At 41.0% G+C, this 21256-nt stretch carries 17 protein-coding genes; 9 read left to right on the top strand and 8 right to left on the bottom strand.

Annotated elements, in window-relative coordinates; all coding sequences use genetic code 11:
• Positions 1-5 precede the first annotated feature (5 nt).
• Positions 6-734, bottom strand: coding sequence for a response regulator transcription factor RpaB (gene rpaB / locus ICL16_RS12135; RefSeq protein WP_190827838.1), 729 nt, complete (start codon positions 732-734; stop codon positions 6-8).
• Positions 735-906: 172 nt separating this feature from the next.
• Here rpaB and radA point away from each other — a divergent pair, with 172 nt between their 5' ends.
• The 3 genes from radA to ICL16_RS12120 all read left to right on the top strand — a co-directional run bounded on the left by radA (position 907) and on the right by ICL16_RS12120 (position 3871).
• Positions 907-2436, top strand: coding sequence for a DNA repair protein RadA (gene radA, locus ICL16_RS12130; protein ID WP_190827836.1), 1530 nt, complete (start codon positions 907-909; stop codon positions 2434-2436).
• 415 nt (positions 2437-2851) lie between these two features.
• Positions 2852-3487, top strand: a complete 636-nt coding sequence (locus ICL16_RS12125; protein WP_190827834.1) for a Uma2 family endonuclease — start codon at positions 2852-2854, stop codon at positions 3485-3487.
• A 177-nt stretch (positions 3488-3664) separates the two neighbouring features.
• Positions 3665-3871, top strand: a complete 207-nt coding sequence (locus ICL16_RS12120; protein ID WP_190827832.1) for a hypothetical protein — start codon at positions 3665-3667, stop codon at positions 3869-3871.
• A 19-nt stretch (positions 3872-3890) separates the two neighbouring features.
• On the opposite strand, the gene ICL16_RS12115 is transcribed toward ICL16_RS12120, so the two are convergent.
• Positions 3891-6302, bottom strand: coding sequence for an ATP-binding cassette domain-containing protein (locus ICL16_RS12115; RefSeq protein WP_190827829.1), 2412 nt, complete (start codon positions 6300-6302; stop codon positions 3891-3893).
• A 97-nt stretch (positions 6303-6399) separates the two neighbouring features.
• Between ICL16_RS12115 and ICL16_RS12110 the strand changes: the two genes are divergently transcribed.
• Positions 6400-7272, top strand: coding sequence for a phosphate/phosphite/phosphonate ABC transporter substrate-binding protein (locus ICL16_RS12110; RefSeq protein ID WP_190827823.1), 873 nt, complete (start codon positions 6400-6402; stop codon positions 7270-7272).
• A gap of 166 nt (positions 7273-7438) precedes the next feature.
• A complete protein-coding gene (locus ICL16_RS12105) occupies positions 7439-8683 on the top strand; it encodes a serine/threonine-protein kinase (RefSeq protein WP_190827821.1) in 1245 nt (414 codons plus the stop codon).
• A gap of 68 nt (positions 8684-8751) precedes the next feature.
• On the opposite strand, the gene ICL16_RS12100 is transcribed toward ICL16_RS12105, so the two are convergent.
• From ICL16_RS12100 to ICL16_RS12090, 3 genes are all read right to left on the bottom strand, one after another.
• Complete coding sequence (locus ICL16_RS12100; RefSeq protein ID WP_190827819.1) at positions 8752-9663, bottom strand: Tll0287-like domain-containing protein; 912 nt, start codon at positions 9661-9663, stop codon at positions 8752-8754.
• 96 nt (positions 9664-9759) lie between these two features.
• The gene (locus ICL16_RS12095; protein ID WP_190827817.1) at positions 9760-10413 is read right to left on the bottom strand and encodes a tetratricopeptide repeat protein; all 654 of its coding nucleotides are present in this window, start codon (positions 10411-10413) and stop codon (positions 9760-9762) included.
• A gap of 261 nt (positions 10414-10674) precedes the next feature.
• Positions 10675-11436 (bottom strand): DUF928 domain-containing protein, encoded by a 762-nt coding sequence (locus ICL16_RS12090; protein ID WP_190827815.1) that lies wholly within the window; start codon positions 11434-11436, stop codon positions 10675-10677.
• A 265-nt stretch (positions 11437-11701) separates the two neighbouring features.
• On the opposite strand from ICL16_RS12090, the gene ICL16_RS12085 reads away from it, so the two are divergent.
• Positions 11702-16375, top strand: coding sequence for a two-partner secretion domain-containing protein (locus ICL16_RS12085; RefSeq protein ID WP_190827813.1), 4674 nt, complete (start codon positions 11702-11704; stop codon positions 16373-16375).
• Between the two features lie 63 nt (positions 16376-16438).
• On the opposite strand, the gene ICL16_RS12080 is transcribed toward ICL16_RS12085, so the two are convergent.
• The 3 genes from ICL16_RS12080 to ICL16_RS12070 all read right to left on the bottom strand — a co-directional run bounded on the left by ICL16_RS12080 (position 16439) and on the right by ICL16_RS12070 (position 19972).
• Positions 16439-16861: a type II toxin-antitoxin system VapC family toxin gene (locus ICL16_RS12080; protein WP_190827811.1), complete on the bottom strand. Its 423-nt coding sequence runs from the start codon at positions 16859-16861 to the stop codon at positions 16439-16441.
• 11 nt (positions 16862-16872) lie between these two features.
• Positions 16873-17229: a hypothetical protein gene (locus ICL16_RS12075; protein ID WP_190827809.1), complete on the bottom strand. Its 357-nt coding sequence runs from the start codon at positions 17227-17229 to the stop codon at positions 16873-16875.
• Positions 17230-17290: 61 nt separating this feature from the next.
• Entirely contained in the window at positions 17291-19972 is a 2682-nt protein-coding gene (locus ICL16_RS12070; protein WP_190827807.1) for a two-partner secretion domain-containing protein, read from the bottom strand.
• 614 nt (positions 19973-20586) lie between these two features.
• Between ICL16_RS12070 and ICL16_RS47675 the strand changes: the two genes are divergently transcribed.
• The 3 genes from ICL16_RS47675 to ICL16_RS12060 all read left to right on the top strand — a co-directional run bounded on the left by ICL16_RS47675 (position 20587) and on the right by ICL16_RS12060 (position 21194).
• Positions 20587-20652 carry a hypothetical protein gene (locus tag ICL16_RS47675; protein ID WP_475579342.1) on the top strand — a complete coding sequence of 22 codons (66 nt, stop codon included), beginning with the start codon at positions 20587-20589 and terminating at the stop codon, positions 20650-20652.
• Positions 20645-20818, top strand: coding sequence for a DUF6887 family protein (locus ICL16_RS12065; protein ID WP_190827806.1), 174 nt, complete (start codon positions 20645-20647; stop codon positions 20816-20818). Before ICL16_RS47675 ends, ICL16_RS12065 begins: the two co-directional genes overlap by 8 nt.
• 64 nt (positions 20819-20882) lie before the next feature.
• Positions 20883-21194: a DUF433 domain-containing protein gene (locus ICL16_RS12060; RefSeq protein WP_190827804.1), complete on the top strand. Its 312-nt coding sequence runs from the start codon at positions 20883-20885 to the stop codon at positions 21192-21194.
• Positions 21195-21256 lie beyond the last annotated feature (62 nt).

The raw sequence follows: 21256 nt of genomic DNA, 5'->3' as shown, positions 1-21256 counted from the left end.
TCTCCTCACTCTTCCCCTGGTTCAATAATCCGTTGGAATAGATAACCCGTACCGCGTGCAGTGAGAATTAACTCAGGGTTACTGGGATCATCTTCTAACTTAGCTCGCAAACGAGAGATATGCACGTCTACCACACGGGTGTCTACATGACGTTCTGGTGTATATCCCCATACTTCTTGTAAAATTTCTGAACGAGAAAAAGCTTCTCCAGAGCGGCTGACTAACAACTCTAACAAGCTAAACTCCATGCCTGTCAACCGGATACGCTCATCGCCTTTGTAAACTTGTCGCTTGTTGGTATCGATTCTAATATTACCAACATGGATTACTCCAGAACTAGGAATCCCAGAAGCACCTGTTTTGTCTACCCTTCGCAGCACTGAGCGAATGCGGGCTTCTAGCTCTTTAGGCGAAAATGGTTTAACTACGTAGTCATCAGCACCCAATTCCAACCCGGTGATGCGGTCAGCGACATCTCCCAAAGCTGTTAGCATAATAATAGGGACATCTGATTCCTTGCGTAATTCTTGGCACACACCGTAGCCATCTAGCTTTGGCATCATTACATCCAAAACTACTAAATCAGGATCGGCTTTGCGAAAAGTGTCCAAAGCTTCCTCGCCATCACCAGCTGTTACTACATCATAGCCAATCATGGAAAGGCGCGTTTCTAATATCCGTCGAATGCTGGCTTCATCATCCACTACCAGAATTTTTTCTTTATGACTCTCCAAGTTTCTCAACGCTCCTTAACTAAAAATTTACATGATTAATTTTTCATACCATATTATTAAGATATCATCCCACATTTCGATTGGGAAAAGCCTGCATCTACAAGCATTGTTGGATTTCACTGTTCGCTGTTTGAATTAAGAAAAAATTAAGATTATTTAATAAGATTTAAGAATGGCAAAGCCAAAAACCTATTACGTTTGTAACGAATGTGGATCTGAATCTCCCCAATGGTTTGGTAAATGTCCGGCTTGCGGCACATACAATTCTCTGGAAGAGCAGATTTCTATCACCTCATCAACAGATGTACCGAGTAGAGGAGGAGTAAGTGGTTGGCAGCAGCAGGGGAATAACAAGCCTGCCAACAAACCAGCCAAACCACGCGCTTCCTTGACTTTTGAACAAATAAGCGATCGCCAAGTAACTCGGTGGGAGTCTGGTTATGGAGAACTAGATCGAGTTCTGGGCGGTGGAGTTGTTCCTGGTTCAATGGTACTAATTGGTGGCGATCCCGGCATTGGTAAATCTACGCTACTGCTGCAAGTATCAAATCGATTAGCACAAAGATACCGCATCCTCTATGTTTCTGGGGAAGAATCTGGACAACAGGTGAAATTAAGAGCTTTGCGCTTGGGGGTGGGAAAAGATCTCAGTGTTGTGGGCGAAGACAATGGTACAGAGAATACTCCTAAACCAGTAGTAACAGAAGTATTAAGTGGTGCAGGTGCAGATTTGTATGTGTTGCCAGAGACAGATTTAGAAGAAATTTTGCGAGAAGTGGACTCGCTGAAGCCGAATGTAGCAGTAATTGACAGTATTCAGACTGTGTTCTTTCCGGCACTAACTTCAGCTCCAGGTTCAGTGGCACAGGTACGTGAATGTACGGCGGCTTTGATGAAGGTGGCAAAGCACGAGGACATCACAATGTTGATTGTGGGACATGTGACTAAAGAAGGTGCGATCGCTGGACCAAAAGTTTTAGAACACTTAGTTGATACAGTGTTATATTTTGAAGGCGATCGCTTTGCCTCTCATCGGTTATTACGGACAGTGAAAAACCGTTTTGGCGCAACTCACGAAATTGGTATCTTTGAAATGGTGGATAACGGACTGCGAGAAGTCCCCAACCCCTCAGAGCTATTTCTTGGCAATCGTGATGAGCCGGCTCCTGGTACTGCGATTGTCGTAGCTTGTGAAGGTACACGCCCAATTGTTGTTGAATTGCAGGCTTTAGTAAGTCCCACCAGCTACTCCTCACCGCGTCGTTCGACAACTGGTATAGATTATAACAGATTAGTGCAAATTCTGGCAGTATTAGAAAAACGAGTAGGAATTCCCATGTCGAAGTTAGATTCCTACGTTGCATCTGCCGGAGGGTTGAATGTAGAGGAACCAGCGGTAGATTTAGGAGTAGCAATTGCAGTAGTGGCGAGTTTCCGCGATCGCATTGTCGATCCTGGTACAGTGTTAATTGGGGAAGTTGGGTTAGGGGGACAAGTGCGTTCAGTGTCGCAAATGGAACTACGGTTGAAAGAAGCAGCAAAACTAGGATTTAAACGTGCGATCGTACCTAAAGGGCAAAAATTCCCCAGTCTGGATATCGAAATAGTACAGGTTGCCAAGGTAATCGATGCAATTATTGCCGCCATTCCACCACAAAGTCTATCCGATGCCGACTTAGAACCAGACGAGGAGGAGGAGTAGATTCGACAAACGCCATCACTAATCGCCATAGGTTAGAAACCTATAGCTAATAGCTTAAGTCCTCTAAAGAGGACTTTTTGTGTATTTAGTAAACATTTGAGCAATACCTAGCTTTAACGATGGAACCACCTTAAAAAGGATACCCCCCTTTTTAAGGGGGGTTGGGGGGATCTTCACCGTGTACCCACAGGTAGAACATCTCTCCCGAAGCCAATCTGCGCCAATGTCAGTGAAATATCCTTGTACCCGTTCCACCTGTATGACTAACTAAGGGGCGATCACTAGTTATTATGGTATTGACAATTCATTAGCAAAACTTTGAGCGATTAACAACCGAGGTAAACGCTGATCGCATTGAATGGCGAACACAAATTGAGCGCATGGCAACACCTACAACAGCGAGGAACACAAAACAATGGTTAGTAGTTTTAAGGAACTGATCGATCAACCAGAACTGGCTGATGCAGACGATCCGGAAGAAATACATACAAAAACTGGAGTAAGCTGGCTGCATTATGAAGCTTTGTTAGCCAAACTAGAGGATAATTCTCATTACCGTATTAACTATTTAGATGGAGTATTAGAAATTGTGTCGCCATCTTTCAGGCATGAAAAACTTAAAAAACGTTTGGCAGCCCTAGTAGAAACCTATCTTGATGAGAAAGGATTTCAATACACTCCTATGGGTAGCCCTACTGTAAAAAAACAACTTAAATTAGCTGGTGCTGAACCTGACGAATGCTATAGCATCGGAGCGGAAAAAGATATCCCGGACTTGGCTATAGAAGTAATTATTACTAGTGGCAGCATTGACAAACTTGCTATTTACCGACGCTTAGGTGTTACTGAAGTTTGGTTTTGGGAAACCAATCGACTTAGACTTTATCATTTGCGAGAGGAAACACCATCAGAATTTTTAGAAACTCATGGATATGAAGAAATTACCTCAAGTGAGTTCTTACCAGAACTAAACATATCTTTATTGGAAGAATGCACCTTAATTTCAGATCATGTTCAAGCAAAGAGGGAATTTAAGCAGCGATTGCATTAGATTAAGAGTAAGTGACGCGATCGCACTTGCTTGACCTGAGTGATGCCAATTTGAGTGTCGCGTCGTTTAACACAACAGTACAATTCGGGTTGACTGTGTAATGACTAAATTTCCCGTAGATGCCTCTGTTGCTATAATGATTAAGAAATGGTAACTGTTAGGTAAACGGCATTCATTATGAAAGCATATGAATTTCCAGCTAAAGTCACACAGGAAGGAAGACTCGAATTACCTGAATCGCTTTTGAAACACTTGCTCGGTAATCAACAAGCAAGAGTGATCATTTTGGTGAATGAGCCTACAGATACTGAAGAGGAAGCCGCTTGGCGTCACCTTGCTGCTGAGCAATTTTTTGCCGATTACAGCGATGCCGATGCTATCTAGGACGTACCATAGTACATCTCTATACCACATCCTTACGCTTTTGCATCCACAACGCCACAGCTAAGCAAATTAAGGTGTGCAAACCGAGAATTCCCCAATTTAAACCCAGATTTTTCCAAGTTGCATCATATACAGAAGAAGCTTTAATAATCTCCTCTGGAGTATTAGCAGGAATCATTTTATTAACATTAACTAAGCTGCCATAAGCTCCCATCGACCAACGACTAATTGTTAACCACCCAATTTTAGCAGCTAATCCTTTCAATTCAAATAGTACCCCTGATAAAATGATTTGAGGAATCATGATTAAGGGTAAAAGACTATTTGCTTCATTCTCATTCTTAACAAAGCTAGAAATCATTAAACTTAAGCTAATACTAGCTAAAAGTGTTAAAAAGTTAGTAATTCCTAAGCCTAAGAACCAAGGTAGAAGATTGTAATTGGGAGATTTGAAACCTATTAATATAGTGACAATAATTAATAGAGTTTGAATAACAGCTAAGCCAGAGCGAATCAGAACTTTAGATCCTAAATAAGGAAATAAACCCAAATTAATCAATCTTTCTCTAGCATAAATAGCTGATTCTTTGACAATTTCACGAACCGAACTAGAAAGTCCAATCCAAATTGCGATACAAGTAAAAATAAATAGAACTTTGAGCGCTAAAGGTGCTTGGCTTAATTCTGGCGGGTTAAGTCTAAGAAAGGGAGTTTTGTTGCGTAAAATTCCGGCTGTGAGTACGATCGCAATTGGTCCCGATAATAATAAGAATATCAAACTAGCGCGATCGCGTAGCACTAACTGAAGATATCTTTGACTTAGCAACCACAGTTGTTTGAGCGGAGATATTCCTGTATGAACACGAGCATCAATTTTTGTGTTTTTATTTTTACCAGTTTGTAATAGTGATTTTACATACTTCTCACACTCTGCTGATTGTAAATATTTCTGCGACCAATGGTCAATTGTCTCTCGCACCACTTCTGGTGTGGCACCATCTAATTTAATATATATATCTGAGAAGTACTTTAAGTCAGCAGCAGGCATTTCAAAAAATTGTAACGCTTGCAAGGGTGGGCCATAGTAACAAAGTTTACCACCTCTACCCATAAAAGTAATGCGATCGCACACCTCTATATTTGCTGTAGCATGGGTAACTAACACCACTGTTCGTCCTTGAGCGGCTAACTCTTTAAGCAACCGCATCATCTCTTTATCCAAACCAGGATCGAGTCCAGAAGTAGGCTCATCCAAAAAGAACAGCTTAGGGTCTGCTAGTAACTCTACACCAATACTGACACGTTTGCGTTGTCCACCACTAAGATTACGAATAAAGTTATTTCTGACATGACTTAGCTTAATTAAATCGAGAGTAGTTTCCACTACCTGCTTGACATTGGTATCTGGTGGCAGTCGCAGTTTGCAAGCATAAGCCAAAACTTCCTCCACAGTCAAATCTGGATGTACAATATCATCTTGAGGAACATAACCAATTTGCGATCGATACATTGCCCAGTTTTGCCGCAAATTATCTCCATTCAGGTACACCATGCCAGAAGTTACTGGTTCAATTCCTAACAAAGACTTCATCAAAGTAGACTTACCTGCACCGCTACCACCCACTAAAGCCACGAATTGTCCAGGTTCAATTACTAAAGACACATCATTCAGGATAACTTTTTCCCGTCCCGAATTGTCTTTTACCTTTCGTACCAATTGATCGACATCAAGACGAATGCGACTACCAGTATCAAATAATTCTAAATAATCCTGACGATACAATAGACTAAATGGACCAAGTTGTATTGTATCACCATCCAAAAGATGCACGCGATGGGAAATGCGTTTGCCATTGACAAAAGTACCATTTGTACTTAAGTCTTGGAGAATATGACCCTTACTATCAGGATATATGGTAGCGTGCAAGCGAGAAACCGTAGGTGCATCCAACTGCATTGAAGAATATTTATTTGCAAACGGCGCACGTCCTAATTGTACAGGCCATTCCTTTAAACTTTTCAAATCCAGACGGCGCTTACTGGGGATCACCAAGTGTTCCGCTATGGCAGAATATATATATGTTAATAAAATTCGGTTATTTCCATGTCCAATTTCCAGTTGCACACCATTTTGCAACAGGTAGCCGAGAGAGAAATCGATCCGAGTGTGATTAATAAATATGCCATTGCTGCTGGGTTTTAAACCGTCTCCATCATAAATTCGGTAGTTTTTACCCTCGAGGTGGAAAATTGCCTGTTTTCTCGACAAGACTTCCCAGCCTGTATCTGGTACTTCTAAATCTGCCCAGTTGCGATCGCGTCCTAATCGATGTTCATCTTTTTCCAGTTCAAGCCTTATAATTTGACCTTGGTTATTCAACTCCACAACAGGAGTATTCACTTGGGTGATTTGTTCAAATCTACCAGACATGAGATTGGTTGATTAGTTGTCGCCTCTAATATTGAGCAAAACTCCTGTACACTTGTCAACAAATCTTTTCACATAGCAACAAAAAAAATCTTGGACAATGATCTTACCACGTTTTCTACTCAAACTGTTTCTCGTGCTGCTAGCTGTGTTTTTTTTGAGCGGATGTGATGCAAAAGAAATCCAGGAGAGAGAAAAACTGACTATAGGTGTAGTATCCTACGGAGAAGAAACAATTTCGTTGCAAAAGTACGAGCGCTTCAAAGATTACATAGCAGCGCGAACTCAATCAATTGTAGAACTGGAACCAGCTTATAACGAATTGCAGGCAATTGAACAAATTCAGCGCCAAAGGTGGGATATTGTATTTGCGCCTCCTGGTTTAGCAGCAATTGCGATCGCTGACTCACTGTACGTTCCTTTATATGCAATGGAATCAATCAGTAGTAGACAACGCTCCTTAATAATAGTACGGGACGAACAACCAATTAAAAAAATGAACGACTTAGCTAATAAAAAAGTTGCGTTAGGAGAAATGGGTTCTGCCGCCGGCTACTATGTTCCTTTATACGATCTTTATGGTTTAACCTTAGCGCAAATCCGGTTTGCGCCCACACCAAAAGCAGTACTACAGTTAGTGAGTGAAGGTAGTGTTGACGCAGGCGCTTTATCGGAACTAGACTTCGAGCGCTACTACCGAGAGTTCAATACCACAAAATTTAGAATTTTACAAACTAGTCGATGGATTCCAGCTGGGCTAGTACTACTAGGACCTAATATAGAACGAAATCGACAACAGCAAATTCAAATTGCCATGAATGAAGCACCAGGAGATATTATTGCCGATGCTGGTTATGTTCCTACTGCGAGTATACCTAAATACGAGCAATTTGTTAAATTAGTACAAAAGGTCAAACCTTTAGAAAAGCGAGTGAGGCAAACACCTGTAGTTTTGCTTCCTGTTAATAAGTAATTCGTTCTGCCTTCTGCCTGCGCCAAAATTTATAAAACTTAATCACCCCGCTGCGTATTTTGCTTCTAATTCTACTGATAAATAATTAGACTCTGATCAGAGCGCAAACGTAGCAGCGCCCTTAAAAATAAATTTTTATAATAAAACAGAGTAGGAGTGCGATTATATGTCTCAATCATCATCCCCAATGGTTAGACCAGAGATCCCATCTGGAACTTTAATTGATAACCGTTATATCATTCAAAAACTGTTAGGGCAAGGGGGATTGGGGCGCACTTACCTAGCATTTGATAGTCGTCGTTTTAACGAACCGTGTGTTCTCAAAGAATTTGCTCCGAATGGTACAGGAGAGAATGGGTTAGAAAAATGTCGTAACTTGTTCAAAAGAGAAGCAAAAATCCTTTATCAATTCCAACATCCGCAGATTCCCAAATTTTTAGCTTGTTTTGAAGGAGATGGGAGACTATTCTTAGTACAAGAGTATGTGAATGGAAAAACATACTCAACTTTACTACGAGAACGTCAAACTCAAGGACAAACTTTTTTAGAACAAGAAGTTGTTGAGTGGCTAAAAAAACTTTTACCTGTGTTGGAATATGTCCATCAGCACAACATCATACACCGAGATATTTCTCCTGATAACATAATGCTACCGACAGGTACTCATTTACCAGTGTTAATCGATTTTGGTGTCGGAAAGCAGATAGCTGATTTTAGTGAAGCTAGCAATTTAAACAATTTGACATTTGTAGGCAAAATGTCATTAGTAGGAAAAGTAGGGTACGCGCCACGGGAACAAATCAGCTTAGGCGTCTGCTCTCCCAGTAGCGACATTTATGCTTTAGGTGTCACTGCTATTGTATTGTTAACAGGTAGAGATCCATCCTTACTGATGGATCAATACACCTTAGATTGGCAATGGCGTCTTTATGCCAATGTTAGCGATGCTTTTGCTCAGGTATTAGACAAAATGCTTGCAGATACGCCAAAGTATCGCTATCAAACACCAAAAGAAGTGCTTGCAGATATTGAGCGTCTACCCAAATTTAGCGTGGGAGTACACTCAACAATGTTTGATTGGAATCCCACCGCATTAGATCCTCACTCTAATTCTACGCCAACAAAAGCGCAGTTAAATTTTCCATCTGTACAAACCACCAATAACTCACCTTGGAAGCAGCAGCCTCAATATACTCAAAAACAACCTGCACTTTCTTCACTCAATCCAGCTTTGCTGGAGCGTTGTCAGCAAGAATTAGCTTACCACATTGGACCAATTGCTAGTTTGGTGGTAGAAGAGATCTTAGAACAAAATCCTCACACATCACCTTATCAATTCGTGGAATTATTAGCCAGAGAAATTCCTGACGCCCAAGCCGCTTTTGAATTTAGAAGGCGCGTGTTTTCATAATCCAAATGTAGAGACGTTACATGTAACGTCTCTACACGGTAGACGGGTTAAACGAGGATGTGTGAATCTTAAACCCCTCCCGTACTACCATGAGAACGTTTGATTCTTTTCATTGCCATATCCAAACTTAATTTCATCCGTTTGAAAGCTTTCGCCAGATTACCAATTTCATCATTACTTAGTTCATCAAAATCCACATCCATATGCCCAGTACTAACTTCCTCTGCTATCCTAGTTATCCGTTTCAGCGGGCGAACAACTTGTTGATTCAAGAAAACATTAACTAAAAGAATAACAGCGCCAAAAACAGCAGATACAAGTGATACAATTAGAAAAGACGATTGATTGGCTTGAGCAATAACCTTCGATGCTGGGATAGAAATAATTTGCGCCGCAACAATTTCATTCAACTTCCATCCAAAGCCATTAGCTGTACCATAACGATCAATCATAGTTTTAGGTGCAGCTTCAGGAGTGCTATGACATCTTAAACAGCTTTCTTGAGAAATTGATAGTGGACGAGAAATATAATAGATGTCCCCTCCTGGCATAGAGCGAAATCCACTCAACTCTTTTAAATTTTTGTCTTTTCTAAAACTTTGCACCATCTTCGTTTCAAAACTATCCGCTTTATCTCGAAGATTGGTAGGATTTAGTGTTGCTTCTTTATAAAAGTATTCACGGTATTCAGTTTTTTTTCTCAAATTATCAAAAACCTCTCGTGCTGAGTAACCAGCCACCGTTTGGGGCAAAAACTTAGTCTCCAATTCATCAGTTAGCTCTGGAGTGATTTGATCGTTGGTATACTGACGCACAGAACTCATTGTATCTATGAGCGCAAGTGCTTTTGAGGTAATTTCATTAGTCGCATTCTGTCTTAGTAAAGAAGATAATATCAATCCACTCAAACTTAGTCCAACGACAAGAATTCCCACTAATAAAATTGTAAACTTTTGTCTCAAATTAAGATTCTTTAACATAATTCTCACTGTCAAGAAAGAAAAAGTTCTAATAAATGTAAAAATATAAATAATAATTTTAATATAATACTAAATTGCTGAAAACACTTTTCAGTTTTACTTGATGTTTACCTTCCTTGGTAAAAAGTGATACATAGTATCGTCAGGTGCAAGGCGAATAGCTGTGTTATAGTCAGCCATTGCTTTAAGTACATCCCCTATTTCATGATAAAGCTGACTGCGCCAAAGGTAGAAGAGGGCATTGTAAGGATAAATATGAATAGCTTTGGTGTAGTCTTCAATTGCTCCAAGCTTATCTCCTAATATTTTGCGACGCAAGTCAGCCCGTTTACTATATAAATAAGCATCATGGGGATTAACGCTAATTTCATCATTTAATTGTGCGATCGCCGTTTGCCCATCTTCAGTTCTAAAATGTTGAGTAGTATAACCTTGTTGAAGCTTGGCAGCAGTAGCAATTTGTCTATTTTCCGCTATTTTCGCCTTATTTTTTCCTTCTTCCCCACCTTGTTGCTTGTCTCGATGCAGCGCATTCCAGATTACACTTACTGTCTTACCTGTTAAAATAACTCCAACTGCTACTACCAATACTATTACATCAGAATTATCATTACCACTGTTACTAAAGTTAGGAAGGTTTCTTTGCTCTTTTTTCAGGGAATATTCTCCAACATAAGTAGCTGGGGCTGGCTGCTCAATACTTGTACCTGCTAGTTTTGCGTTCTTTAGCAGTGTGGAGATTTGTCTCATAAATCTAATTTACTCCTCTACTTTGCACAGCCATTGTTGATAAAAAAGAATATAATTAAACCTGATTATGACAATAAGAGTTGTTTATTTCAATTTATCCTCAGCTTTGGAGCTAAAAGATTGTTACAGTAGTTTATTGTGCCACAATACGTCCTACATAACGTGTATGTAAAGAAATAAGCCTTAGGTATATATTTGCTGTTAAGTAAATGGCGGACAACATAGCCCGCCCCACACAGCAAATCGACTTTTTTAACTACTCTAAAGAGGTTGCGATATGGGTTGCGGTGCTTGATTCCCTGAAAGCAACGGCTCTGTCACCAATTGAGTAGAATCTTGCTCCAAGTTTACACCCTCAGCCGTTAATAATGATTTCCAATCAGCTTTAAACTGTGGATCGTTAGGACGAGAGGAATGCAATTGAGCCAAACTGGCAAGGGCATCTTGCCAAATACCATTTTGGGCATAAATATTTGCACGCTCTTGAAGAGTTGCGCCCTTTAACTGAGCGATTAGCTGCTGTTGAGGTGGAATGCGTTTAATCGCACCGTCTACAACCAAATCTTTAGAACGTTCTCTATTATTGCAAACTATTGTGAAGAACCAACGATACTGCTTGCCTACCTCTAGATTCATCTTATTCAAGGTAATAGGGACAATTCCAGCGTTACCACTTGCCTTGTAGTACTGCTTGACGAATTTTTGTTTTTCATCCTGCACCACTAGTTCTAGTGTTGAGCCAGAAGTTTGTGGAACATAGAAAAAGAGGACGGGATTTGCTGATGTTGTTAATCCTATGTTAGACTCTGGTATTAGAGCAGTTAGTTTTGTGTTGTTCTCTGATATACACCTCAGTGTTGAACGTGATCCACCTACTACACGTCTGCCTGGTACTTTTAGACCTGTGGGAGCGTTAAATGCTATTCTTCTAGCCTCGGCGCTGGCATAAGGAAAGAGCAACGAAAACCCGAACGCTGTGGATAAAATTTTTATCCAAAGTCTTTTTTTTACAAGATTATTCATAAAATTCATGGTGTGGATACAACCATATTCAACAGTGAATAAGAAACTATCGCCTCCTATCTAAGTTGACACAATTGTACATGTATTCACATAAATATTATATACTACAATTGCTCTGGTTGTGTTGCGCTTCTCAAATATAAACATTTGTGGTAAGTGCAGAATAGAAGGCGATCGCGCAGTACCTAGAGGAACAGAAAATATGGTTTACTCAATATTAGACCAAAGTAATCATTATTAATCGCCTTCAAAAGCTAGGGGTGCAATGTTCATTACAGAAGGTACTCGTTGGGGCTGGTTGTTTGGGATAGCAATGGGTGGTGTGTTGGTTTGCAATGCAAGCGTTGCGCAAATCACCCCCGATAGCACTCTACCCAATAATTCTCATGTGAGAGTACAGGAAAATATCAGAATTATTGAAGGAGGAACCGCTGTAGGTGGCAACTTATTCCACAGCTTTCAAGAGTTTTCCGTACCGACAGGGGGAACAGCACACTTCAACAATGCTGTCAATATACAAAATATTATTAGCCGAGTGACGGGTGGAGCTATATCGAACATTGATGGGTTAATCAGCGCTAATGGTAGAGCAAACCTATTTCTGCTCAATCCGTCGGGAATAATTTTTGGTGCTAATGCATCACTTAATGTTGGTGGTTCTTTTATTGGTACAACAGCAAATAACTTAAAATTTGCTGATGGGAGCGAATTTAGTAGTAACCCTCAGCAATCTACTCCACTACTAACAATTAGTGCTCCCATTGGTTTACAACTATACAGCAATCAAACAGGTGCGATCGCCAATGCAGGTAATCTAGCTGTTAAAAATGGGCAAAACCTAAGTTTAATTGGTAGTAACGTCACCAATAATGGGCAACTGTCGGCAACTGGGGGGCAAGTGACAGTAGCAAGTGTCTCCCAAGCTCAAGCTTTTTTGGGGCAAACAGGAGAAATTCTCAGTTGGGAATATCAACCAAAAGATATCAGCACTACCATCATTTCAGGGAAAATTGATGCCTCTAATCATAATAGTGGACAAACTGGTGGCACAGTATTTATATTAGGCGATCGCGTAGGATTGTTAGATAACGCTTTGGTGAATGTATCGGGAGATGCAGGCGGCGGCAAGGTGTTCTTAGGAGGCGACTACCAAGGTAGAGGAACAATCCCGCTTGCAAGTGCCACTTACATTAGTCCTTCTGCCACTATTAATGCAGATGCCTTAACTACAGGAAATGGCGGACAAATCATTGTTTGGGGAACTGAATCAACCCGTGCCTATGGTAGCTTGAGTGCAACAGGTGGAATCAAAGCAGGTAACGGTGGCTTAATTGAAACATCAGGTGGTAATTTCTTAGATGTGGCAGGCATTCGCATCAATGCCACTGCTACCAACGGTAATGGTGGCACTTGGCTACTAGATCCGCGCAATGTTACTCTTGGCTATCAAAGTACATCTAATGGTTCGTTTAGTGATGGGAATCCGAACATTTTCACTCCCAGTGGTGACAATGCAGTCGTTTTTATTCCAGATATTCAAGCGCAACTTAATGCTGGGACAAACGTTACCATTACCACAGGCAGTACGGGAAGTCAATCAGGAAACATTACCGCAACTGGGTTTGAAATTATTAAGACAAATACAACCCCCGCAACCTTAACTTTGCAAGCTGCCAATGATATTACCCTACAAAATTTTGAAATCTCATCAAACAACGCTCCCCTCAACTTAGTGTTGCTTGCAGGTAACGACAGTTCTGGCAACGGGAATGTGAATCTCCGCAGTGGTAGCATTGAGACTAAGGGTGGAGCATTCACCGCAACTGCTGGAGGTTCTGTTTCATTAGAAAGCTTTAGAATCGAGAGTAACAGTACTAGTGTGAGCAACCCAGTTCCAATTACCATCACAGGTAATGATATTACCCTCAACAATTCTAGTATTAAATCAAATAACAATTCCCTCAATGTAGCTTTGCAAGCAGGTAAACAAGGTTCTGGTAGTGGTAATGTGCGCCTTAACGGTGGAGAAAGAATTGAAACTAGGGGAGGAACATTCACAGTAACAGCAGCAGGTCATGTGAGCCTGGGCGATACTTCAGTTGAAACTGGGGGAGGAGGATTTACAGCAACGGCTGGAGGTTCTGTTTCGTTAGAAAGCTTTGGAATTTTCAGCAACAGTGCCAGTGTGAGCAACTCAATTCCTATTGCGATCGCTGGCAATGAGATTAACCTGATAAATTCTAACATCAGATCTAATAATAATCGCCTTGACTTATTGCTAAAAGCAGGTCAAGACGGTTCTGGTAGTGGAAATGTGAGCTTCAGTGGTGGTGGTACCGAAACCAAGGGAGGAGCATTCACGGTAACGGCTACAGGCAATGTGTTACTAGATAGCCTGGGAATTAGTAGTAACACTGACAGTGAAAATAGGTCAAATCCTCTCAATATCTCTTCTGGTAAAGATATTACTATCAGAGGTTTTGGTATCACATCAAACAATATTCTCGACGTAGTACTGCAAGCAGGTAAAGAAGGTTCTGGTACGGGGAATGTAAACTTGAGCGGTGGTTCAGTTACGACTAGAGGAGGAGCATTCACAGCAAAGGCTGGGGATTCTGTGTCAATACAAGGGTTTGGAATTAGTAGCAACAACACTAACTCCAGTCTGAACACAGCAAATTCAATCACTATCTCTTCTGGTAAAGATATTACCATCAAAGGAAATCTCACACAGAACAACAATCGCTTCGACGTAGCACTGCAAGCAGGTAAAGAAGGTTCTGGTACGGGGAAGATGAGCTTCAGCGACGGTTCAGTTGAGACTGGGGGAGGAGCATTCACGGCAACGGCAGGGGGTTCTGTTTCACTCGAAGGCTTTGGAATTAGTAGCAATAACAACAGTGCGATCACCGCACCCATTAATATCACTGCTGACTCTGTATCAATTAGAAGTGGTAGTATCAACAGCAAAACTTCTAACAATGGGGATGCAGGGTTAATCTCAATCAATGCTAACTCTCTCAACCTTCTTCCTGGAGCGGGTATTAATACTGAGACTACTGGTAATGGTAATACTAGAGGCATTAACATTAAGGTTGGTTCTCTTGATGTTGATAATGGTATTATCAGCAGTAACACCTCAGGTAAAGGTAATGCTGGAAATGTCACAATTAACTCTCGTTCAAACATCAACCTAAAAAAAGGCGATCTTCAAAGCATCACTAAGAGTGATGGTAATGCCGGAAAGGTCATTGTGACTGCCAAATCAGTTTCACTAGTAGATGGTGGCGGAATCACTACTACTGCTAGGAGACGTGACACCAGTAATCAAATAGACACAAACATCAAGGGTAATGCCGGAGACGTTACCATTGATGCCCCCAATATTCTTATTGACAGAAGTGGTTTAAATAGCAGCACATTGGGAGCAGGCAACGCGGGATCGATTACCATTAAGACTGGCTCATTAACAATTCAAAATAGCGGATTGGGTAACGATACCGGAATCGACAGAATCAATAATAACACTATCATCAACAATACAGGCAATGCCGGCTCTTGGAACATTACTGCCGATGCAATTAACTTCCAAAACGGCAACATCACTAGCGAAACGGGTGGCAGTGGAAATGCAGGAGATATCAAGCTCACAGTCACCAATTCCCTCGTACTGAATAATAACAGCAATATTGTAAATAGTACATTGGGTAACAGTACAGGTAATGCCGGACGTACTGAAATCAAAGCTAAGTCAGTGGTTTTTAGTAACGATCTAGACTACGATAGCGATCGGTTTAGTGGTTTAAGCAGCGTTACACGAGGCTCTGGCAAAGCAGGAGAAATAATTCTCACAGCTGATGATGGCATTGTGTTAAGAAACAGAGGGCGAATTGGCATCGGTACAGAAAGTGTCGGTAATGCTGGTCAACTAACCCTAAGTGCTAACTCTTTAGAACTGGACAACAGTAACATTATTAGCGATTCTTTTAGCATTGGTCAAGGGGGAAATTTAATTCTACAACTTGAACGAGGGTTGATACTGCGCGATCGCTCCAGCATCTCCGTTTCTTCAACTGGCAGGAGCGACAATAGTACGAAACCAGGTAAAGCAGGTGATATTCAACTGCGAGCAGGAGATGTTTTTTTGAATCAAAGTACAATTAAAGGAGAAGCCGGAGTCGCAGATGGTGGCAATATTGATTTGCAGATCCAAGACTTACTGCTGCTGCGAAATCAAAGTAGAATTTCAACTAACGCTGGTGGCAATGGCGGGAATATCACCATTAATACCCCGTCTGGCTTCATCATTGCGGTTCCACAAGAAAATAGCGACATCACTGCTAATGCTGTTTCGGGTTCTGGAGGCATAATCAAAATTAACTCTCTCGGTGTTTTTGGTATAGAAGAACGTAGTCAACAAGACTTAGCTCGTTTACTTGGAACCAGTGACCCAAATCTATTAAAACCTGAAAATTCTCTAACTAACGACATCACAGCAATTTCTGCCACAAGTCCGATTTTAGATGGTCAAGTAACAATAAACACCCCTGATGTAGACCCCAGTCGGGGATTGGTGCAACTACCGGAAGCTGTGGTAAATACCCCAGGGTTAATTGCCTCTGGTTGTGCTGCCTTTGCAAGCGAAGGAGGTAGTAGCTTCACTGTCACAGGGCGTGGAGGTTTACCTCTTAGCCCCGATCAACCCCTCAGTAATGATGTAGTTTGGTCGGATACTCGTATTCCAGCTACCACGCAGCAGCAAGGAGCCAAGACACCCACTGTAAAACCATCGTCTCAATCTCAAACTGTGGCAATTGTACCCGCTACAGGTTGGGTATTTAACGGCAAAGGAGAAGTAACACTGATTTCATCTGTGTCAAATAATACTATTCCTTTTACTTCCACTTCTTCTACCTGCCCTAATCGCTCTCAGAAATAGAGAGATGATGAAGTCGCAACGCACCCCTTTGCGCGATTGCTCAATACGGATGCTCAATAATATTTAAAGTGTCCAATCTATAATTGCAAGATTGGGTACTTGCTCAAAATCTCGTTGGTTACGTGTGACAAGTGTGGCATTGAGCGATAACACAATTGCTGCAATTCGCATATCTTTTTGCAGGCGATTTTTTCGCAGGGGTGGGTGATCTTTTAGCAATTGCTTGAGACAAGTGTCAGCTTGTGGAGTGAAATCTAGCATCTCAACCGTTTGAAGATATTTCACGGTTGTCCAAAGTTTTGTGTAGAGGGCTGGCAAATTATTTACTAGTGAGGGATCATTGATTCTGCCGACCCACCCATTGAAAAGTTCTTGAACCGTAATTACTGTAACTGCAATTTGATGTTGGGCAGCGTTTGCAATAACTAAGGGATGATTGTACAGAATCAATGAGACATGGTCAGTATCCAAAATATATAGAGACACTAAAAATCCCTTTACAAATAATAAGAAGGGTCAACTTCAGATTCATCATTACTATTTCGCTCGGCGCGAATTTTCTGCATAATTTCCTGAAAATCTGAATCGGATTTGAAAACACCCGCAAATTTCATCCAGGCAGGTTCTGAAGCCTGAACTGGCACATCCCACGAGATTGTTTCAATATGCTTAAGTCGTTCTAAAAATGCAGCTTTAATTTGGGTAATAGCTTCTGCTCGTGTTTGGGCTTCTACTCGACAGTCGGGCAACTCGAATATAGAAGCAGCAACATTTCCGGAGGCAAGACTTTCCAGTAAAATTGTTACTTGAAAATTTGCAGATGGCTGGGATTGCGGTACATTTAGTGTCACCATTTTTGAAATAAGACCCCAAGAGTGCTGTTCCGATTATACTATTGCCTAGAAACCGTTGCTTTTACTGTTTGGCGCAACTAGTAGGAGTAGTTCCTATAGTAGCGTTAGATGCAGAAGAAATTAGCGTTACTTCTCCTTTACCATTAAATACCCAACCTGTAGCAGGTGTCATGGTAATGCGATCGCCTGTAGCTGTGTGTTGGCGAAACCTCTGTGCAGGAGAATCGTTCTTTTGTGGTTTTTGGTGTGTAGTAGTATTTGACACTCTTTGATTCTCACCATTGCCGATGGGCAAACGAGTATCAGTCCAAACTACATCATTACTGAGAGGTTGATCCGGACTCAGAGGTAAACCACCGCGCCCAGTCACGGTGAAGCTACTACCCCCAACGTCTGCAAAGGCGGCACAGCCAGAGGCAACTAGCTCTGGGGTATTTACCACAACTTCCGGTAGTTGCACTAATCCCCGACTAGGGTCTACATCTGGGGTATTTATTGTTACTTGACCATTTAAAACCGGATTTGTAGCAGAAAATGCTGTAATATCATTAGTTGGTGATCGTTCAGGTAATAGGTTTAGGTCAGTGGTTCTCAACAAACCCCTCAAGTCTTCTTGACTACGTTCTTCTATGCCAAAAACACCTAGAGAGTTGATTTCGATTCTACCACCAGCTCCGGAGAAAGCATTAGCGGTGATGTCGCTATTTTGATTGGGAACGGCAACGACAGAGCCATTAGGTGCATTAATTGTGATGTTACCACCATTTCCTCCTGCTCCTTCAAGCCCTGCGGTAGTAGATATCCGACTACCATTAAGCAACGCTAACAAATTCAAGTTTGACAGCGTAATATTACCACCTTGACCACCAAATCTCGTTTCAGCTCTAAACAGTGCTTGATTATCTAGCTGAATTAAACCAGCAGTAACGTCAATGTTACCTGCATCTCCTTGCCCTATATTGTTCGCAAATACTTGAGCTTGATCTTTGACAATTAAACTAGGAGTTGTAATCTTGATGTTTGCAGATGGTTGAGTACTGCGAGTCCCAGAAACTAAGCTGCTCACAGATCGATCTTGTATTACTGTGAAAATTTCTGGCAAAAAATTTCTAGGTACTCTTATCAATGCCTCTAAAATATCCACATTTAAAGGTAAAGAGGCAACTCCACTTAGAGTTACTGATTCAGAAGCATTTACAGTTAAATTTCCTGCCTGCCCTTGAGGGAAAGCACTAGTTAGGATTACTGCTCCATCTGTAACACTTAACCTTCCCGTGTTAATTGTCAAGTCTCCTCCATTTCCCCCTGCTGAATTACCAGAAATCAAAATACTAGGAATACCACCATCTTTTGATGTTCCACTTAATTCTACAGAACCATTTGGGGCTTCTACAGTTAAAGTCCCTCCCGTCGTTGGATTTGGTCGATTTACACTCGTTCTTAGTGGTGGTACAACAGCTGTTGAAATTGCTCCCCCATCTTGAACAATTAATTGGTTAGTCTTAATCGTTAAGTCTCCTGCAGATCCTAAACCGAAGGCAACCGTAGATAATTGGCTGGGCAATTGGGTAATCTGGTTAGGAAGAGTTAGTAGAGGTGACGTTCCAGTAAGTTGTATGAAGGGGGCTTCTACAGTTAAATTACCCGCAGCACCAGTGCTGTTTTGTTCATTACCCGTTCTCACAAATGCCCCATCTTGAACAATTAAATTTCCTGTTTTAATCGTCAAATTACCGCCATTACCACTACCTAATGCTTCAGTTATTAAGCCGGAGAGAGAGAAATTTTCTCTTTGTGTTAAACTCACCGAATCTGAAGCATTCACAGTCAAATTTCCTACTGGCTTAGAGCCTAAGGCACTAGTTATAATCCTTGAACCATCTGTAAGCGTTAGATTCCTACCCTGCACTTGGATATCGCCACTACCATCTGGACTACTTGTTGTTACTTGAGCCTGGGAAAGTGTAATATCTTGAAAGTTTTGTACTCCTTCATATCCTAAACTCCAGCCTTGAGTGATTGGACTTAGGTTGACTAAACTATTGCTACCGACGCTTCCTAGTTCAATCCTTCCTCCCGGTGCAGTTAGGTTTCCACCTGTAAGTGTAATATCACCGCCTACAAGTGCCAAAGTTTTACCTGGCGTTCCTAGTAGACCTATTGTAAAATCTCGGTTATCTATACGCACCTTTGTTTGCGATTGATTTTGTATGCTTCCCGGATTTTCTCCAAATTGTAGACCTATTGGCGCACTAATAGTGAGTAGGGGTGTCGATTGAGCAGTATTAGTACTGAATTGGGAGCCATCAGCAAATTGGAGACTACTCGCCGTACTGGCAATAAACGAACCATCTACATTCAAACTGGCATTCTGTCCAAAAACAATCCCTCTAGGATTAATTAGAAACAGGTTGGCTGTACCATTAGTAAGAATTGTGCCATCAATATTAGATATTGATCCACCTGTTACTCGACTAATAATATTTTGAATATTTGTAGCATTTTGAAACCAAGCTATGCTGTTATTAGGGACAGAAAACTCAGAGAAAGAGTGAAATAAATTACTTCCCGCAGTGGTTCCACCTGTGATGTTGAAGATATTACCTTCTAATGTGACGCTCGAATTATTTGGTAAAGTGCCATCTTCCCTTATTTGCGCATGAGCAAAATTGGCATACACACTGAAACTACTTATAAGAATACCTAATACCCATATCCAACGAGTTCTTCTCAAAATAGACATTTTACTCCTCCTGTATTCATTTATTCACAGTATGCCTTAAACTGAAGTTTAAGGCTAACAGCTCAAGTCCGTTAAAACGGACTGAAAGAGTTACGTAGTCAGCTATATCGCATACTTGAGATCGTAGCCCCCAGAATTTATTTCTTGAACGGTGGAAAATATGGTGCAAGCTCTGAGTTGAGCCTACTTTTTAGTTTTTTTACAGTAAGTAGGTAGGCGTAAATAAATGAAAGTTTGTAGTAAGGGCTGAAGCCCTTATCAGCTACGCCCTGAGCGCTTAAGCGCTACAAACGTAGAGTTTATTTTATATTTAATTTTACCTACTTACTTACAGAAGATTTACGCAAAATTTGAAATTTATTTAGAAAAATTTATTAATATGGTCATAAATTAAGCTGTTATACTTAAATTATACCCTGACTCAATTTGTCTAAAAAATTGCTACAATTACGTAAAAAACTGGTAGAGAGATTTGGTGAATAATTTTGGCAGCGATCAAGTGGACGAACCGACACCACAACAGCTTAAACAGTTGTATCGATTGAGCTACCAGCTAACCAAAATGCAATAGACCAATTAGTTTAGTCACAATAGATGATCGGAATGGCTTCTTGGTGATTTTGGCTTGTGTTGAAATTGATATAGTAGTTGACAAAGAAGGAAAGGTAAGTTATGAGTGAACAGGATTTCAAAGCGATGAGTAGAGCGCAATTACGGGCTTACGTGTTGCAAAATCCAGAAGATAAGGAAGCATTTTACGAACTATCAGATAGGATTAGAGCAACTGCCAAGCCCATAAATGTTGAGGATTTGCCTGATTTGATTAGGCGTAAATCTCAACAATAGCAATCCCACTTATTTGTAAACATTCAATTGCTAGGATAAAATAAAGGAAAAAAGTTTTGTTGTCATGAGTAAGAGGACTCAACTACTCGAAGTAATTGAGCCTCTGCCGGAGGAGCTAGTTGACCAAGCCTTAACCTATGTGCAGATGTTACAAAATCCAATTCAGATGACACCGGGAGTTTGCGGAGGGCAGGCGCGGATTCGGAATACGCGGATTCCGGTATCGACTTTGGTGGCATATCGGAAACTTGGTGCGCCGGACGAGGAATTATTGGCAAACTATCCTGGCTTAACTATGGCTGATCTTGGTGCGGCTTGGGATTATTATGAGCAAAATCGCGAGATCTTTGATCGAGAGATCGGGTCTTCAGATTAATTGGTGATAAGTTTATCTAATATATAAAAGAAATTTTTCCGTGACTTTAAGCCAGATTGCTT

Source organism: Iningainema tapete BLCC-T55 (assembly GCF_014698965.1).
In the GTDB taxonomy this organism is placed as follows: domain Bacteria; phylum Cyanobacteriota; class Cyanobacteriia; order Cyanobacteriales; family Nostocaceae; genus Iningainema; species Iningainema tapete.
The sequence above is the reverse complement of the archived record's forward strand: the minus strand, read 5'-3'. Positions and strand labels throughout refer to the sequence as shown.

Excerpts from the sequence above, each read along its gene's own strand:
- ICL16_RS12090 (WP_190827815.1), bottom strand. The coding sequence starts at position 11,436 with ATGAATAATCTTGTAAAAAAAAGACTTTGGATAAAAATTTTATCCACA.
- ICL16_RS12085 (WP_190827813.1), top strand. The coding sequence starts at position 11,702 with ATGTTCATTACAGAAGGTACTCGTTGGGGCTGGTTGTTTGGGATAGCA.
- ICL16_RS12060 (WP_190827804.1), top strand. The coding sequence starts at position 20,883 with ATGAGTAAGAGGACTCAACTACTCGAAGTAATTGAGCCTCTGCCGGAG.
- ICL16_RS12075 (WP_190827809.1), bottom strand. The coding sequence starts at position 17,229 with ATGGTGACACTAAATGTACCGCAATCCCAGCCATCTGCAAATTTTCAA.
- ICL16_RS12105 (WP_190827821.1), top strand. The coding sequence starts at position 7,439 with ATGTCTCAATCATCATCCCCAATGGTTAGACCAGAGATCCCATCTGGA.
- ICL16_RS12125 (WP_190827834.1), top strand. The coding sequence starts at position 2,852 with ATGGTTAGTAGTTTTAAGGAACTGATCGATCAACCAGAACTGGCTGAT.
- ICL16_RS12120 (WP_190827832.1), top strand. The coding sequence starts at position 3,665 with ATGAAAGCATATGAATTTCCAGCTAAAGTCACACAGGAAGGAAGACTC.
- ICL16_RS12100 (WP_190827819.1), bottom strand. The coding sequence starts at position 9,663 with ATGTTAAAGAATCTTAATTTGAGACAAAAGTTTACAATTTTATTAGTG.
- ICL16_RS12110 (WP_190827823.1), top strand. The coding sequence starts at position 6,400 with ATGATCTTACCACGTTTTCTACTCAAACTGTTTCTCGTGCTGCTAGCT.
- ICL16_RS12095 (WP_190827817.1), bottom strand. The coding sequence starts at position 10,413 with ATGAGACAAATCTCCACACTGCTAAAGAACGCAAAACTAGCAGGTACA.
- ICL16_RS12070 (WP_190827807.1), bottom strand. The coding sequence starts at position 19,972 with ATGTCTATTTTGAGAAGAACTCGTTGGATATGGGTATTAGGTATTCTT.
- radA (WP_190827836.1), top strand. The coding sequence starts at position 907 with ATGGCAAAGCCAAAAACCTATTACGTTTGTAACGAATGTGGATCTGAA.
- ICL16_RS12065 (WP_190827806.1), top strand. The coding sequence starts at position 20,645 with ATGAGTGAACAGGATTTCAAAGCGATGAGTAGAGCGCAATTACGGGCT.
- ICL16_RS12115 (WP_190827829.1), bottom strand. The coding sequence starts at position 6,302 with ATGTCTGGTAGATTTGAACAAATCACCCAAGTGAATACTCCTGTTGTG.